This window comes from Sphingobium sp. LF-16 (assembly GCF_003711185.1).
Taxonomy (GTDB): domain Bacteria; phylum Pseudomonadota; class Alphaproteobacteria; order Sphingomonadales; family Sphingomonadaceae; genus Sphingobium; species Sphingobium yanoikuyae_A.
Genome location: NZ_CP029335.1, coordinates 2,302,953 through 2,319,057, shown reverse-complemented (window position 1 = coordinate 2,319,057; position 16,105 = coordinate 2,302,953). Strand labels below are relative to the sequence as shown.

11 protein-coding genes are annotated in these 16,105 nt (G+C 65.4%); 7 read left to right on the top strand and 4 right to left on the bottom strand.

Going from position 1 to position 16,105, the window contains the following annotated elements; all coding sequences use genetic code 11:
* Positions 1–218 precede the first annotated feature (218 nt).
* On the top strand, positions 219–1,451 hold the full coding sequence (locus tag DIZ22_RS10830) for an SGNH/GDSL hydrolase family protein (RefSeq protein WP_107917675.1): 1,233 nt from the start codon (positions 219–221) through the stop codon (positions 1,449–1,451).
* A gap of 76 nt (positions 1,452–1,527) precedes the next feature.
* Positions 1,528–1,731, top strand: coding sequence for a hypothetical protein (locus tag DIZ22_RS10825; RefSeq protein ID WP_048937356.1), 204 nt, complete (start codon positions 1,528–1,530; stop codon positions 1,729–1,731).
* Here DIZ22_RS10825 and DIZ22_RS10820 read toward each other — a convergent pair.
* A complete protein-coding gene (locus DIZ22_RS10820) occupies positions 1,728–2,213 on the bottom strand; it encodes an Lrp/AsnC family transcriptional regulator (protein ID WP_004211443.1) in 486 nt (161 codons plus the stop codon). The genes DIZ22_RS10825 and DIZ22_RS10820 overlap by 4 nt on opposite strands.
* A gap of 98 nt (positions 2,214–2,311) precedes the next feature.
* Here DIZ22_RS10820 and putA point away from each other — a divergent pair, with 98 nt between their 5' ends.
* The gene (gene putA, locus DIZ22_RS10815) at positions 2,312–5,938 is read left to right on the top strand and encodes a trifunctional transcriptional regulator/proline dehydrogenase/L-glutamate gamma-semialdehyde dehydrogenase (RefSeq protein WP_048937355.1); all 3,627 of its coding nucleotides are present in this window, start codon (positions 2,312–2,314) and stop codon (positions 5,936–5,938) included.
* Positions 5,939–5,995: 57 nt separating this feature from the next.
* Here putA and DIZ22_RS10810 read toward each other — a convergent pair whose 3' ends face one another.
* On the bottom strand, positions 5,996–6,424 hold the full coding sequence (locus DIZ22_RS10810; RefSeq protein ID WP_122928193.1) for an organic hydroperoxide resistance protein: 429 nt from the start codon (positions 6,422–6,424) through the stop codon (positions 5,996–5,998).
* Between the two features lie 128 nt (positions 6,425–6,552).
* Between DIZ22_RS10810 and DIZ22_RS10805 the strand changes: the two genes are divergently transcribed.
* Positions 6,553–7,017: a MarR family transcriptional regulator gene (locus DIZ22_RS10805; RefSeq protein ID WP_048937354.1), complete on the top strand. Its 465-nt coding sequence runs from the start codon at positions 6,553–6,555 to the stop codon at positions 7,015–7,017.
* 9 nt (positions 7,018–7,026) lie between these two features.
* Here DIZ22_RS10805 and DIZ22_RS10800 read toward each other — a convergent pair whose 3' ends face one another.
* Together DIZ22_RS10800 and DIZ22_RS10795 are read right to left on the bottom strand one after the other, a co-directional pair.
* Entirely contained in the window at positions 7,027–7,710 is a 684-nt protein-coding gene (locus DIZ22_RS10800; protein WP_122928192.1) for a DUF6624 domain-containing protein, read from the bottom strand.
* 3 nt (positions 7,711–7,713) lie between these two features.
* Positions 7,714–9,327 carry a cyclic nucleotide-binding domain-containing thioredoxin-disulfide reductase gene (locus DIZ22_RS10795; protein ID WP_048937352.1) on the bottom strand — a complete coding sequence of 538 codons (1,614 nt, stop codon included), beginning with the start codon at positions 9,325–9,327 and terminating at the stop codon, positions 7,714–7,716.
* Positions 9,328–9,532: 205 nt separating this feature from the next.
* Here DIZ22_RS10795 and DIZ22_RS10790 point away from each other — a divergent pair, with 205 nt between their 5' ends.
* From DIZ22_RS10790 to DIZ22_RS10780, 3 genes are read left to right on the top strand one after another with little or no spacing between them, the layout of a single operon-like run.
* Positions 9,533–12,946, top strand: coding sequence for a response regulator (locus DIZ22_RS10790; protein ID WP_048937351.1), 3,414 nt, complete (start codon positions 9,533–9,535; stop codon positions 12,944–12,946).
* Complete coding sequence (locus DIZ22_RS10785) at positions 12,931–13,806, top strand: CheR family methyltransferase (RefSeq protein ID WP_048937350.1); 876 nt, start codon at positions 12,931–12,933, stop codon at positions 13,804–13,806. The genes DIZ22_RS10790 and DIZ22_RS10785 overlap by 16 nt, the downstream gene beginning before the upstream one ends.
* Positions 13,796–15,613, top strand: coding sequence for a response regulator (locus tag DIZ22_RS10780; RefSeq protein ID WP_048937349.1), 1,818 nt, complete (start codon positions 13,796–13,798; stop codon positions 15,611–15,613). The genes DIZ22_RS10785 and DIZ22_RS10780 overlap by 11 nt, the downstream gene beginning before the upstream one ends.
* The last annotated feature ends 492 nt before the right edge of the window (positions 15,614–16,105 follow it).

The window sequence follows — 16,105 nt, the reverse complement described above, 5'->3', positions numbered from 1 at the left end:
GGGTGTCGTCTTGTTGTCGCTTCGGTGTCGCTTCATCGTCGCGTCGGTGTTGCATGGCTGTCGCTTCACGGGCGCCTCACTGTCGCGCCATCCTCGCGATTTCGGCGGAAATGGCCGAAATTCTATCGTGCAACGGTGTGAACTTCGAACTGTGACATTCTCATATCCCTGCAATGGCGTCGCGTGCCGGTCGGGCCGCCGCTGAAAGGAACCTGCCGATGATGCGTTCTCCGCTTCTGATCTGCCTCTCGCTCCTGGCCCTCACGACCAGCCCGGCGGCGGCAAAGACCTGCACGCCGACCTGGGTGTCGGGCTGGGTCTCCTCGCAATTCCGCCCGACCGGCGACGCGGCACTGCCCGCCGGCACGCTCAAGGACCAGTCGCTGCGCCAGATCGTCCGTCCCTCGATCGCCGGCGACCGGCTGCGCGTGCGCATCTCCAACCTCGCCGGCACCGCGCCGCTCCATATCGCTGGCGTCAGCATCGCCCGCGCGCGCGCCAGCACATCGCCGGCGATCGATCCCGGCACGCTCATTTCGCTGCGCTTCGATGGCAACCCGGACCTGATCGTGCCCGCTGGTGCCGATTATCTCTCCGACCCGGTATCGCTGCCGGTCGCCGCGCTCGACAATATCGCCATCACCATCCGCTATCAGGGCGAACCGGAACAGACTTCGCATCCCGGCTCGCGCGCCACCTCCTGGCATCTGCCCGGCGATCATCTGACCGACACGGTGATGGCGGGCGCCGCCTCGTTCGACCATTGGTTTAATCTCGCCGCGCTGGAGGTCGAACGCTGCGCGCCCGCACGGCTGGTCGTGGCGCTGGGCGACTCCATCACCGATGGCAAGGGATCGACCACCAACGGCAATGATCGCTGGACCGACCGGCTCGCCCAGCGTTTGCAGGCCGATCCCAAGCGCCGCGACATCGCCGTCGTCAATCAGGGGATCGGCGGCAACCGGCTGCTGAACGACGGGCTTGGCCCCAATGCGCTGGCCCGGCTCGACCGCGATGTGCTGGCCCAGCCCGGCGTCACCCACCTGGTCCTGCTGGAAGGCGTCAATGATCTTGGCACGCTGACCCGCGACGCGCCCGTCAGTGGCGAGGATCACAAGGCCCATGTCGCCCGCATCATCGGCGCCTATCGCCAGATCATCGCCCGCGCCCATGCGCGCGGGATCAAGGTGATCGGCGCCACCATCATGCCCTTTGTCGGCAATGATTATTATCATGCCGATGCCCAGAATGAGGCGGACCGGCAGGCGGTTAATGCCTGGATACGGGCGCCGGGCCATTTTGACGGGCTGGTCGATTTCGACCGCGCCACCCGCGATCCTGCGCGCCCCGACCGGCTGCTGCCCGCTTATGATGGCGGCGATGCGCTCCATCCCAATCCGGCCGGCTATCGCGCCATGGGCGACGCCGTGCCGCTGGCCCTGTTTGATTAACATGCCTTAACCGCGTGATCCCGATCACGCGGCTTTTACGTAAAATCCGCTACGTCTCCCGCGAAAGGGATGACGGGTGATCGAAAAAGCGCCGAGGAAATATCGTCTGCAGGACTATGCCAATGCAGAGGCGGACGTCGCGTTTCGCAGCGATCAGGATGTGCTCGAAATCTGGCGTTCGACCACCGACTATCATCGCCTGACCCCGCATCAGAAGGCGGCGCGGGCCGAGCTTCAGCGGCGCGGCATCCGGGTGGAAGGGGCTTCGGTCCCGCGTTAACGGCGCGGCCGCTTGCTGCCCGATTCCAGCACCGTCTCCATCGCCACGAAGGTCGATGTGCTGGCGACATGGGGCAGGGCGGAAATCTTCTCGCCCAGCACCATGCGATAGCGGCGAATATCGGACGTGCGGACCTTGAGCAGATAGTCGAAATTGCTCGCCAGCATATGGCATTCCTCGACCTCCGGGATGCGCCTTACCGCCGCATTGAACTCGCGCAGCGCGCTCTCTCGCGTGTCGCTCAGCTTCACCTCGGTAAAGGCGACATGGTCCATGCCCAGCTTCGCCGGATCGACGATCGCGCGAAAGCCGCGAATGACGCCACTCTCCTGCAACCGCTTCAACCGCACCTGGCAGGGCGTCTTGGACAGGCCGACGCTGGCGGCCAGATCGGTCACGGTCATGCGGCCATCCTCGACCAGCGCGGCGATGATACGGCGGTCGAACTCATCCATTTCGACCATGGCAGGCTTGTTGCTCATGCAATTTGCCTATCATGCTGCCATTAATAAGTCACTTTGGCATTTATCGGGGCATTCATAAGACGGAATGAAATGCGCCAATCGGATATTCTGGTCGCATGACCGACCAGCATCCCTTTGCCGCCTTCGCCCCCGCCATCCGCGATCAGTCGCCGCTGCGCCAGGCGATCACCGCCGCCTATCGCCGCGATGAGGCGGAGTGCCTTGCCCCGCTGCTCGACGCGGCGACCCTGCCCGGCGCCACCCGCGCCGCCGTGGCCGACACGGCGCGTCATCTGGTCACCACCCTGCGCGCCAATCACAAGGGCACCGGGGTCGAGGGGCTGGTCCAGGAATATTCGCTCTCCAGTCAGGAGGGCGTGGCGCTGATGTGTCTCGCCGAAGCTTTGCTGCGCATTCCCGACAATGACACGCGCGACGCGCTCATTCGTGACAAGATCGCCGATGGCGACTGGAGTTCGCATCTGGGCGGCGGCAAGTCTTTGTTCGTCAACGCCGCGACCTGGGGTCTGGTCGTCACCGGCAAGCTGGTCGGCAGCGTCGATGATCGCGGCCTGGCGGCGGCGCTCGCCCGCCTGGTCGCCCGTGCCGGCGAACCGGTGATCCGTCGCGGCGTCGATCTTGCCATGCGGATGATGGGCGAACAGTTCGTCACCGGCGAGACGATCAAGGAAGCGGTCAAGCGCGCCAAGGAACTGGAGGCCAAGGGCTTCGCCTACAGTTATGACATGCTGGGCGAGGCGGCGACCACCGCCGCCGACGCCGCGCGCTATTATGCCGATTATGAAAAGGCGATCCACGCCATCGGCAAGGCGGCGGCCTGTCGCGGCATCTATGCCGGCCCCGGCATCTCGATCAAGCTGTCGGCGCTCCATCCGCGCTATGTCCGGGCCCAGGCCGACCGGGTGATGGGCGAATTGCTGCCGGCGGTGAAGCAACTCGCGCAGCTGTCGAAGCGCTACGACATCGGCCTCAACATCGATGCGGAGGAGGCGGATCGCCTCGAACTCTCGCTCGACCTGCTCGAAAGCCTGGCGCTCGATCCCGACCTTGCTGGCTGGGATGGCCTAGGCTTCGTCGTCCAGGGCTATGGCAAGCGCTGCCCCTTCGTCATCGACTGGATCATCGATCTCGCCCGCCGCGCCAATCGCCGGATGATGGTGCGCCTGGTCAAGGGAGCCTATTGGGATGCGGAGATCAAGCGCGCGCAGGTCGATGGCCTCGCCGATTTCCCGGTCTATACCCGCAAGGTCCATACCGACGTCGCCTATGTCGCCTGCGCCAGGAAGCTGCTGGCCGCGCCCGACGCCGTCTTCCCGCAATTCGCGACCCATAATGCGCAGACGCTGGCCACCATCTACCAGATGGCCGGGCCGGACTTCGCGATCGGCAAATATGAGTTCCAGTGCCTGCACGGCATGGGCGAGCCGCTCTATGAGCAGGTCGTCGGCAAGGACAAGCTGGACCGTCCGTGCCGCATCTATGCGCCGGTCGGCACGCATGAGACCTTGCTCGCCTATCTCGTCCGCCGCCTGCTGGAAAATGGCGCGAACAGCAGTTTCGTCAACCGCATCGCCGACCCCGATGTCTCGATCGAGGAGATGATCGCCGATCCGGTCGAGATCGTCCGCGCCATGCCGCATCCCGGCGCCCGGCACGACCAGATCGCCGCGCCCGCCGGTCTTTATCCCGATCGCCGCAATTCTGACGGCATCGACCTTAGTGACGAAGGCGCGCTCGCCGCGCTGACACAGGCGCTGCAGCACAGCGCCACCATCGCCTGGACCGCCGCGCCCGAGGGCGGGGAAGGGCCCGAAGGCGGGGAAGGGGAGGCGCGCCCGGTCTGCAACCCCGCCGACCATCGCGACATTGTCGGCACCGTCTGGGAAGCGAGCGCCGATCACGCCCGCGCCGCCGCGATCCGCGCCGCCAACGCCTGCTGGCCCAACACGCCCGTTGCCGATCGCGCCGCCATGCTGGATCGGGCGGCCGACGCGATGCAGGACCGGATGCCGGTGCTGCTCGGCCTCATCATGCGCGAAGCGGGCAAGTCGCTGCCCAACGCCATTGCCGAAGTGCGCGAGGCGATCGACTTTCTGCGCTATTATGCGGCGCAGGCGCGCGGCACCTTCGGCCCGGATCAGGCGCCGCTGGGGCCGATTGTCTGCATCAGCCCCTGGAACTTCCCGCTTGCCATCTTCACTGGACAGGTCGCGGCGGCACTGGTCGCGGGCAATCCGGTGCTGGCCAAGCCTGCCGAGGAAACCCCGCTGATCGCGGCCGAAGCCGTCCGCCTGCTTCATGAGGCCGGCGTGCCCGGCGAAGCGCTTCAACTGTTGCCCGGTGACGGCCGGATCGGCGCCGCGCTGGTCGCCGCGCCGGAAACGGCGGGCGTCATGTTCACCGGCTCGACCGAGGTCGCCCGGCTGATCCAGCGCCAGCTCGCCACCCGCCTGTCGCCCGCGGGCAAGCCGATCCCGCTGATCGCCGAAACCGGCGGCCAGAATGCGATGATCGTCGACAGTTCGGCGCTGGCGGAACAGGTGGTGGCCGACGTCATCGCCTCCGCCTTCGACAGCGCCGGCCAGCGCTGTTCGGCGCTGCGCATCCTGTGCCTGCAGGAGGATGTCGCCGATCGCACCCTCACCATGCTGAAGGGCGCGCTCAGGGAATTGCGCATCGGCCGCACCGATCGGCTCGCGGTCGATACCGGCCCGGTCATCACGGCCGAGGCGAAGGCGGGCATCGAACAGCATATCGCCGCGATGCGTGCGCTCGGCCGCAAGGTCGAGCAGCAGGAACTGCCCGAGGAGGCGGCGCACGGCACCTTCGTCGCGCCGACCATCATCGAACTCGACAGCATCGCCGACCTCACCCGCGAGATATTCGGCCCGGTGCTGCACGTCATCCGTTTCCGTCGCGAGCGGATGGATACGCTGGTCGATGCGATCAACGCCACCGGTTATGGCCTGACCTTCGGCCTGCACACCCGCCTCGACGAGACGGTGGCGCGCGTCACCGCGCGGGTGAAGGCCGGCAATATCTATGTGAACCGCAACGTCATCGGCGCGATCGTCGGGGTTCAGCCGTTCGGCGGGCGCGGCCTGTCGGGCACCGGACCCAAGGCGGGCGGGCCGCTCTATCTCGGCCGCCTGACCCGCACCGCGCCGGTCTTTGCCGAGCGGGTCGGCTATCTCGCCTCGCCCATCCATGATTTCGTCAGTTGGCTGGAGGCGCAGGACGATCATGAGGCGGCGGCGGTTGCGCGCCATTATGGTGATGCGTCGGCGCTCGGCGTCGAACTGGCGCTGCCCGGCCCGGTCGGCGAGACCAACCTCTATGCGCTGCATCCGCGCGGCCTGCTGCTGCTGCGTCCGGGCACGCGGCGGGGCCTGCTGGCCCAGATGGCCGCCGTGCTGGCGACCGGCAATCGCGCGGTGATCGAAGGGGCGCTGTTGCCACAGGGCCTGCCCGCCAGCGTCGCCGCTCATTTTCACGCCCAGCCTGACGCGCCTTTCGCCGCGATGCTGGTGGAGGGGGATGCCGACCAGATCCTCGCCGCAACCCAGGCGGTGGCCGAACTGGATGGGCCGATCGTCACCGTTCATGCCGCCGCGCCGGGCGACGAGCGCGCCTGGCATCTCGACTGGCTGCTGGAGGAGGTGTCGACCTCCATCAACACGACCGCCGCGGGCGGCAATGCCAGCCTGATGATGATCGGCTGATGATGAAAAGGGCGGCCCGCAAAGGCCGCCCTTTTTCTTTGGCTAGAATGCCGCGCGTCAGGCGACGCTGAGGCGCACCTCGATATTGCCGCGGGTGGCGTGCGAATAGGGGCAGATCGTGTCCGCTTCGGCGACCAGCGCCTCGGCAACAGCCTTGTCGACGCCCGGCAGGCTGATTTCCAGCGCGACGTCCAGGCCAAAGCCCTTGTCGCTGCGCGGGCCGATGCCGACCGTGGCGGTGACGCTGGCGTCGGCGGGTACGCGGGGCAGATCCTTGTCCTGACTGGCGGCGAACTTCATCGCACCCAGGAAGCAGGCGGCATAGCCCGACGCGAACAGCTGTTCGGGATTATTGCCCTGGCCATTGCCGCCCAGTTCCTTGGGCGTGCCCAGCGTCACCGCGAAGCTGCCATCGGTGGTTGCGGCCTTGCCGTCACGGCCGCCGGTTGCGGTGGCGCTGGTGGAATAGAGGATCTTGCTGCTCATCGATCGGTCCTTTCGTTTAATCATCTGCGATTAAATCGCGTGCGATCTATATGTGCCTGCCGACGTGCGTCGTCAACCCTTGCGATCATATCGCGTGCGATTTATATTTCGGGGCAAGGAGTATCGCCATGACCACCCCCGCCATGACTACCCAAGATGCCGCGCGCGGCGCGCTCGATGATTTTCTCTGCTTCGGCGTCTATTCGACCGGGCTCGCCTTCAACCGGCTCTACAAGCCGCTGCTCGATCGCTACGGCCTCACCTATCCCCAATATCTGGTGATGGTGGCGCTGGCCCGGCGCGACGATCAGACGGTCGGCGAACTGGGCGGTCAGCTCTTCCTCGAATCCAATACGCTGACCCCGCTGATCAAGCGGCTGGAGGCGGCGGGCCTCGTCACCCGCCAGCGCGACATCATCGACGAACGAGTGGTCCGCGTGCGCCTGACGCAGCAGGGTCAGTCGGTGGCGCAGGACGTGTCAACCTGCGTCCCGGCCGAACTGATGGAGGCCGTCGGCATCTCGATCGAGGAAATCGCTGCGCTCAACCAGTCGCTGGTAACGCTGCGGGAGAAGCTGCAGCGCGCGGCCTGACCGGGCGCGCTATGCCCTCGGACACTGGGCGTTATCGAACATCGCCAGATATTGCTCGATGGTCTGTGACATGCCGATCGCCTGGCGGCGCGAATTCACCGTATCGGGTGTTTCCAGGTCGGTCGGCTGCCATCGGCCGTCGACACAATTGACCTGGGTGCCATAGCGCTGCGGCTTCTTGTCGAATGTCATCGCCACCCGGTCATAGAGCATCGCATAGGCTTGGCCCTCGGCCTCGCCATCCGGCAGCAAGGCCTCCATCCGGTTCAGCGTCCCGCGCATCAGCGCCGGATCATCGACGGCATGCTGAACGATCAGGAAGGCGGCGCGGGCCGCTTCCTTGCCGTAGACGCTAATCCGGAACCATCCTTCTTCCGGGATCAACGTCTTGAGCCGTTCCTGATTCAGCCTGTCATGGCGACTGATCTCGGCCAATATGGCTCCGCGCCATTTCGGTTGCTGGTGGGCGGGCACCAATGACCAGTCCAGTTTCATCATGGTGATGCGACCGACCTGATCCAGCGTGCCCAGCCGGATGATCTTCTCGGCATCGTCCTTCGCCGGTGGCAATGCGGCCTGTCGCGCCTCCTCCTGGCGATAGGCATCGGTCACCTGCTGGCGCATGGCGTCCATCGTCGGGGCAGGGGCCATGGCGCCGGTGGCGGCCTGCAGGAAAAGAAGCGCTGCCTTCATGCTTCACCCATTCACATGACTCCAGATGCGCGAGATCACGACCGATCCTTCGCCCACGGCGGAAGCTACGCGTTTCACCGATCCGGCGCGTACGTCGCCGACCGCGAAGATGCCGGCGCGGGAGGTTTCATAGGGGGAGGGGGCCTCGACCGCATCGCCGGTCAGCACGAACCCCTTGTCGTCCAGCGCCACCAGTCCCGACAGCCAGCCGGTATTGGGCGCCGCGCCGACCATGATGAACAGGGCGCAGCAGGCGATCTCGCGCGCGCTGCCGTCGGCATGACGGATGGTCACCGTGTCGAGCTGCGCATCGCCATGCAGGCTGTCAATTTCGGTGTCATAATGGATGGTGATCGCCGGGTCGGCCTCCAGCCGGCTCGACAGGTAGCTGGACATCGACAAAGCGAGCGAAGGCCCGCGCACCAGCAGATGGACATGGCGCGCACTGCGGCTGAGGAACATCGCCGCCTGGCCGGCGCTATTGCCGCCGCCGACCACCACGGCTTCGGCCTGGCGGCAATAGCGGGCCTCATTCTCGGTCGCGGCATAATAGATGCCGGCCCCCTCCAGCTCGGCGAGCCGGTCGATCGGCAGGCGGCGATATTCCACGCCGGTCGCGACCAGCACTGCGCGGGCGCAGATGCGCTGACCATTGTCGAAGACGCCGCAATAATGGCCGTCGCCGGTTTCCTCCAGCGCCGTCACCCGGCGCGGCATCAGGAAGCGGGTGCCAAACTTCATCGCCTGCACCTCGCCGCGCCAGACCAGGTCGGCGCCCGAAATGCCGGTGGGAAAGCCCATATAATTTTCGATCCGGCTCGACGTCCCCGCCTGACCGCCGATCGCGATATCCTCCACCACCAGCGCGTTGAGCCCTTCGGCCCCGGCATAGACGGCCGCCGCCACGCCGGCTGGCCCGCCGCCCACGATCAGCAGATCGACCGTCTCATTCTCGGTAAAGCCGCGATCGAGGCCGAACAGCCGGGCGACCTTCTCGGGCGTGGGATCGGCAACGACATTGTCGCGACCGAAGATCACGGCAGGCTGGTCCGCCTGCGCCCCGCAACTGGCAGCGACCCGCCGGGCGTCGTCGCTGCCCAGTGCGTGGGATGTGTAGGGCAGGCGGTTGCGGCTGGCGAATTCGGCGATGCAGCGCACCGCCCGATCCTCGTCCTCGCCGATCAGCACCAGGGTACTGTCGCCCATGTCGAGCTGCCGCCGGCGTCGCGCCGCCAGCACGGTGATGATGATGTCCGACATTTCCGGGATCGCCGCCATCAACCGCAGCATCGCCGGGCGCGGCACTTCCAGCACGCGGGTATCGCGCGCTGCGCGCATCGGGATCGACCAGCTGCCGCCGCCCAGGAAGGAAATCTCGCCCATGAACTGGGTCGGCCCGATGGTGGAGGGGACATGCCGCTCTTCGCCAAACGGATTGACCACCTCGATCTCGCCATCCTCGACATAGATGAAGCGGTCGACCGGGTCGCCGGGCCGGACGATATAGGTGCCCGCGGGATAGACCGCCTCGCTGCCCTCGGCCCGCAGCGCCGCGACATGCTCGGCCGTCAGCGGCACACGCTGCATCTCCCGCAGATCGCGCCCGATCGTTTCCATCGCCGGCCTCCCGCCACTCCGTGTCGCGCGATGATGGCGATGGTGCAGCCTGTGCGCAATGGTCGCGGGTGCTCGGGATGCGATCAGGCACATCAAAAGGTTGATCTCGATCAGCCCTGGCGCTCCGGCGCAAGGTGGCGCTTGCTTTCGCGCGGAAATGCCCCTTAGTCGGCACCTCCGTCACGGCAACGACAACAGGATGATAATGGGCAAGGCGAAATTTGGCTCCGTCAGCGGGCGCACGGATGCATGGGCGGCGCTGGGCCTGTTCCTCGGAATTGCCTTCTTCCTGGTAAGCGGCGCCGTCGCCTATCTCAATATCCAAGGCCTGGGCGAGAGCGACCGGGCGATCCGCCATACCCATAATGTGCTGATCGCGCTCGACGAACTGCTCTCGACCGCGCAGGATGCCGAGACCGGCCAGCGTGGCTATCTGCTGACGAGCGACCGCGGCTATCTGGAGCCCTATGAGAATGCGGTGGCGACCATGCCCGGCCGGCTCGATGCGCTGGGCAGGCTGACCCGCGACAACCCGACCCAGCAGAATAATCTCGCCCGCCTGCGGCGTCATGTCGATGCCAAGCTTGCCGAACTCAGGGAAACGATCGAGGCGCGGCGCAACCAGAGCATCATCCAGGCGCTGACGATCGTTACCACCGGCCGCGGCAAGCAGGAAATGGACGCCGTCCGGGCCCAGCTCGACACGATGGCGCGTGAGGAATTGCGACTGCGGGAAATCCGCCTCGCCGACATGGCATCGGCCTCGCAGACCGCGATCATGTCGGGGCTTGTCACCGGCCTTCTGGGCGTGGTGTTGACCATCGCCGTCTATCTGCTGGTGCGCCGCAACAGCAAGGCGCGCGCGCGCCAGGCCTGGTTGCAGGCGGGGCATCTGGGGCTGGCCGACGCCATGCGTGGCGACCAGAGCGTCGAGCAGCTGGGGGAGGCGATCCTCGCCTTCCTCGCGCGCTATCTCGGCTTCCAGGGCGGTGCGCTGTTCAAGGGGGAGGAAGGCCAGTTCAACCGCGTCGCGACGCTGGGCGTGCCGGCCGACGCCGACATGCCGCAGCGCTTCGTCGCCAAGGAAGGGCTGCTCGGCCAGGTCGCGGCTGAAGGGCGGGCGCAACTGCTGCATGACGTGCCCGATCATTATCTGACGATCGGCTCGGCCTTTGGCCGCGATCGTCCCCGCCATCTGCTGATCGTGCCGACCGTGACCGACGGCGTCGTCAATGCGGTGCTCGAACTGGGCGCCTTCGATCCGGTCGATGACCGTGTGCTCGAACTGTTGGAGGAAGCGAGCGCCGGCATGGGCATCGCACTGCGTTCGGCCCGTTTCCGCGCCCGGTTGCAGGACGCGCTGGAGGAAACCCAGCGCCAGGCCGAGGAATTGCAGGCCCAGGGCGAGGAACTGCGCGCCAATAATGACGAGCTGGAAACCCAGAGCCGCCAGCTTCAGGACTCCGCCTCCCGCCTGGAGGCGCAGCAGAGCGAACTGGAACAGACCAATGTCCAGCTGGAGGAGCAGGCCCGCCACATGCAGGCGCAGCGCGACGATCTCGCCCGTGCCCAGCTGTCGCTCCAGCAACAGGCCGCCGAGTTGGATCAGGCCAGCCGCTACAAATCCGAATTCCTCGCCAATATGAGCCATGAGCTGCGCACGCCGCTCAACTCGCTGCTCATCATGGCACGCCTGCTGGCGGAAAATCGTGCCGGCAATCTCAGCGCCGATCAGGTGCGTCATGCCGAGACGATCGAGACGTCGGGCAATGACCTGCTGACCCTGATCAACGACATTCTCGACATTTCCAAGATCGAGGCGGGCAAGCTGGAATTGCAGCCGCGTTCGGTGCGGATCGCGCCGATGCTGGACAAGCTGCAGGCGATCTTCGCGCCCTCGGCCCAGGCCAAGGGCCTGTCCTTCCGCCTCGCCGCCGGCGCCGATCCGGTCGAGATCGAAACCGATCCGCAGCGCGTCGAGCAGGTGCTGAAGAATTTCCTGTCCAATGCGATCAAGTTCACCGATCGGGGCGAGGTCGCGCTGACCGTCGGCCGGCATGCGGATGGCCGGGTCGCCTTCACCGTGCAGGACAGCGGCGTCGGTATTGCGGAAGCGCAGCAGAAGCTGATCTTCGAACCCTTCCGCCAGGCCGATGGCACGATCAGCCGCAAATATGGCGGCACCGGCCTTGGCCTATCCATCTCGCGCGAACTGGCGCGGCTGTTGGGCGGCGAACTGCGCGTCGAAAGCCAGCCGGGCGAGGGCAGTGCCTTCTCGCTGCTGCTGCCCGATCGCTTCGATCCCGCGCTCAGTCATCTGCCTTCGATCAGCCTGGCCGAAGCGCCGCGGCCCCAGCCGGTGGCGCCCGCGCGCCAGCGTGTCGCCAGCCTGGTCGATACCCAGGATGATCGCGAAACCCTGTCCGGGGATTCGCGCCTGATCCTGATCGTGGAGGATGATCCGGTCTTCGCCCGCATCCTGTGCGACATCGCGCATGAACAGGGCTTCCAGTGCCTGATCGCCGGCACCGCCGACGAAGGCGCGCTGATGGCTCGGCAATATCTGCCCCATGCCGTCATCCTGGACATGAACCTGCCCGACCATACCGGCCTGTCGGTGCTCGACCGGATCAAGCGCGACATGCGCACCCGCCACATCCCGGTCCATGTCGTGTCGGTCGATGATGACAGCCAGGCGGCGCTGGCCAGCGGCGCGATCGGCTATCTGTTCAAGCCGGTGAAGCGTGACGCGCTGATCGACATGCTCGAAGGGCTCGAAGCGCGCATGGCCCAGCGCATGCGCCGGGTTCTGGTGGTCGAGGACGACGCCCAGCAGGCCGAGAGCATCAAACTGCTGCTCGCCTCGCGTGAGGTCGAGACGCTGGAGGCCCATTCGGCCGCCCAATGTTTCGAGATGCTGGGCCGCGAGACCTTCGACTGCATGGTGCTCGATCTCAACCTGCCCGATGCGTCCGGTTTCGATCTGCTCGAACGGTTGAGCGCAGACGACAGCGTCGGCTTCCCGCCAGTCATCGTCTATACCGGCCGCGACCTTGGCGCGGAGGAGGAACTGCGCCTGCGCCGCTATTCCAAGTCGATCATCGTCAAGGGCGCCAAATCGCCCGAACGGCTGCTCGATGAAGTGACGCTGTTCCTGCATCAGGTGGTGTCGGAACTGCCCGAACCCCAGCAGCAGTTGATCGCCCGTTCGCTCAGCCGCGACGAGGCGCTGGAAGGCAAAAATATTCTGGTTGTCGAGGATGATATACGGAACGTTTATGCTCTCACGAGCATTTTCGAACCCCATGGGGTTCATGTCCGTATCGCACGCAATGGCCGCGAGGCGCTTGTCGCGCTCGAAGAGGCTGCGCGCGCCGATGCGCCCAAGGTCGATCTCGTGCTGATGGACGTGATGATGCCCGAAATGGACGGCCTGACCGCGATGCGCGAAATCCGAAAGCAGGGCTGGGGCGTGGGCCTGCCGATCATCGCGCTCACGGCCAAGGCGATGGCGCAGGACCAGCAGGAATGTCTGGCGGCCGGTGCCAACGACTATCTCGCCAAGCCGCTCGACGTCGACAAGTTGCTCAGCCTGGTGCGTGTATGGATGCCGCGCTGATGGAAGAACATTTCGGGCCGCGGGACGAGCTGGAGCTCGACCTGCTGCTCGAAGCGATCTTCCGCCATTATCATTACGACTTTCGCGGCTATTCGCGCGGATCGCTGCATCGCCGGCTGGCCCGTGCCCAGCATCAGCATGGCTGCGACAGCCTGTCCCAGCTTCAGCATCTGCTGCTGCGCGATCCCGCCGTATTCGCCGACCTGATGGGCTTCCTCACCATCCAGGTGAGCGAGATGTTCCGCGATCCCGCCTATTTCCGGGCATTGCGCGAGCAGGTCGTGCCGCATCTCAAGACCTATCCTTCGCTCAAGGTATGGATCGCCGGTTGCGCCAATGGCGAGGAATTCTACTCGCTCGCGATCCTGTTCCGCGAGGAAGGGCTGGAGGATCGCACGATCTTCTACTGCACCGACATCAGCCCGGCCGCGCTGGAAAAGGCGGAAGCGGGCATCTACGCCATCGATCGTCTGCCGCAATTCAGCGAAAATCATCGGCTTGCGGGTGGGAAGGCCTCGCTGTCCGATTATTATACTGCCGCCTATGGCGCTGCCGTCTTCGACAAGACGCTGCGTCGCCGCGCGGTCTTTGCACAACATAATCTGGCGAGCGACCAGGTCTTCGGGGAGGTACAGCTGGTGTCCAGCCGTAATGTGCTCATCTATTTCGATCGCGAATTGCAGGACCGCGCGCTCGGCCTGTTCGGGGAATCGCTGGTCCGCGGCGGCTTCCTCGGGCTGGGCTCGAAGGAAACGCTGCGCTTCTCGCGTTATTCCGATGGCTTTGCCGATTTCGACGAGGGCGAGAAAATCTATCGCCGCAACCTTCAGGATCTGAAGGCGCTCGACCATGCAGCCTGAGCCCACCAAGATCCTGGCGGTCGACGATGTCGAGGAAAATCTGACTGCGCTTGAAGCGCTGCTGGCGGACGAGGGCGTGACCCTCATCAAGGCGCGATCGGGCATGCAGGCGCTCGAACTGCTGCTGGTGGAGGATGTCGCGCTGGCGCTGCTCGACGTGCAGATGCCGGGTATGGACGGGTTCGAGCTGGCCGAACTGATGCGCGGCACGGAACGGACCCGGCGTGTGCCGATCATCTTCCTGACCGCCGTGGCGACCGACGAGCGGCGCCAGTTTCGCGGCTATGAAAGCGGCGCGATCGACTATCTGTTCAAGCCGGTCGATCCCCATATTCTGCGGCACAAGGTCGCCTTGTTCGTCGAACTGTTCCAGCAGCGGCAGGAACTGGCGCGGGAACGGGACAGCCATGCCGCGGCGCTGGCCCGCATTCAGGCCCATGGCGACAACAGCCCGTTGGCGATCGTGGAAATCGATGCCCAGCGCCATGTCGTTGCCTGGTCCAAGGGGGCGGAACGACTGTTCGGCTGGCGTGCGGCAGAAGTGGCTGGTTTTGGTGCGTCCGAACTCAAATGGCTGGACGACAGCCAGCGTGGCGACTTTGCCGGCCTGATGGACGAGATGATCGCCGGCACCGTGCCGCGCACCAACCGCCTGCTGCGCTTCCACACGGCCGAGGGGCTGACCCTCGATTGCGAATGCTATTGCTCGGCGCTGCGCGATGCCGCCGGCCGGCTCTTCTCGATCAGCCTGCAGATCCTTGACGTGACCGAACGCAAGCGGGCGGAGGCAACGCAGAAGCTGCTGATCGGCGAACTTAACCACCGGGTGAAGAACACGCTGGCGTCAGTCCAGGCGATCGCCACCCAGACCTTGCGCCATTCGTCCGGCCCGTCCGATTTCGCCCCGACCTTCATCGGTCGCATCCACGCGCTGGCCAGCGCCCATTCGCTGCTGAGCGGCGAAACCTGGCAGGCCGCGCGGCTGGGCGATCTGATCGAGGGGCAGGTGACGATCGGCGCGATCGACGGAGAACGCTTCCATTGGAACGGGCCGGAGGTCGACCTGCGGCCCGAACCGGCGCTGCACCTGGCGCTGGTGCTGCACGAACTGGTGACCAACGCCCATAAATATGGTGCGCTGTCGGCCCCGGCCGGCCGTGTCGAACTGGAATGGCGCCTGACCAATGACCAGTTGGTTCTGGATTGGCGCGAACGCGGCGGCCCCCCGGTCGAACCGCCCAGCCGTCGCGGCTTCGGCACCGCGCTGATCGAGCGCAGCCTGCGTTCCGACGGCGGCAGTGCCCAGCCCCATTACGGCGCCGAGGGCATGGGATGGACGCTGACGCTGCCCTATGCCTCCAGCCCGCGCCTGCGCAAGAAGGCGCGTCCGGCGCCTCGAGAACAGGGCGCGAGCGGCAGTGGCAGTGACGGCAAGGCGCATCTGGGCGGCCGCCGCCTGCTGCTGATCGAGGATGAGCCGCTGGTGGCCTTCGAACTGGCCGCGACGCTGGAGGATGCGGGCGGCCATATCGTCGGGCAGGCTGCGACCGTGGCCGATGCGCTGGCCCTGATCGATCAGGCAGAATGCGACCTGGTGCTGCTTGACGGCAATCTCCAGGGTGAGGGGGTGGAGCAGGTTGCGCGTGTCCTGGCGGACCGGGCGATACCCTTCCTGTTCGTCAGCGGCTATGGGCGCGATCATCTGCCCGAGGCGTTCGATGCGGTGCCGGTGATCGAAAAGCCCTTCAAGGTCGCCGACTTGATCGACGCGATTGCCAAATTGGCGGTGCCGGCAACCGAGAAGTAATAGGCTCTTGAAGTCAGGACAGGGGGCGTACCGAACCGGGTTCGTTATGCCCTCGGTCGGTCCGCGGTCCAAAGGGCATGCAAGGAAACAGAACGCAAAAACCCCGTACTTCCGATGGAAGTCCGGGGTTTTTCTGCTTATCGTTCCGAACCGAAGTTCGGGCGAATAAGTTGGTCGGGGAAAGAGGATTCGAACCTCCGGCCCCTGCCTCCCGAAGACAGTGTACCTGCGCATTTTTGGCAGTTTTCCGCGCTTATTCGTCGGGGCTTCTTGCCGTTTATCACGCTGTATTCTTGATTTGTTCATGGTGTAAGGTTCACACCGAACCTACAACCCCTGTCTTCGCGGAGAGTAGAAAAAGTGCTTTTCTTTCAGAGTGATGTCTCGGCGTGCTGCTCCTGGCACTATGGATACAGAGCTTTGTTCAGCGCGCTCAAATTAGCGTCAAAACGATCCGGCTGAGCTTCCCTGTACCTTCGGATGTGGATCGGC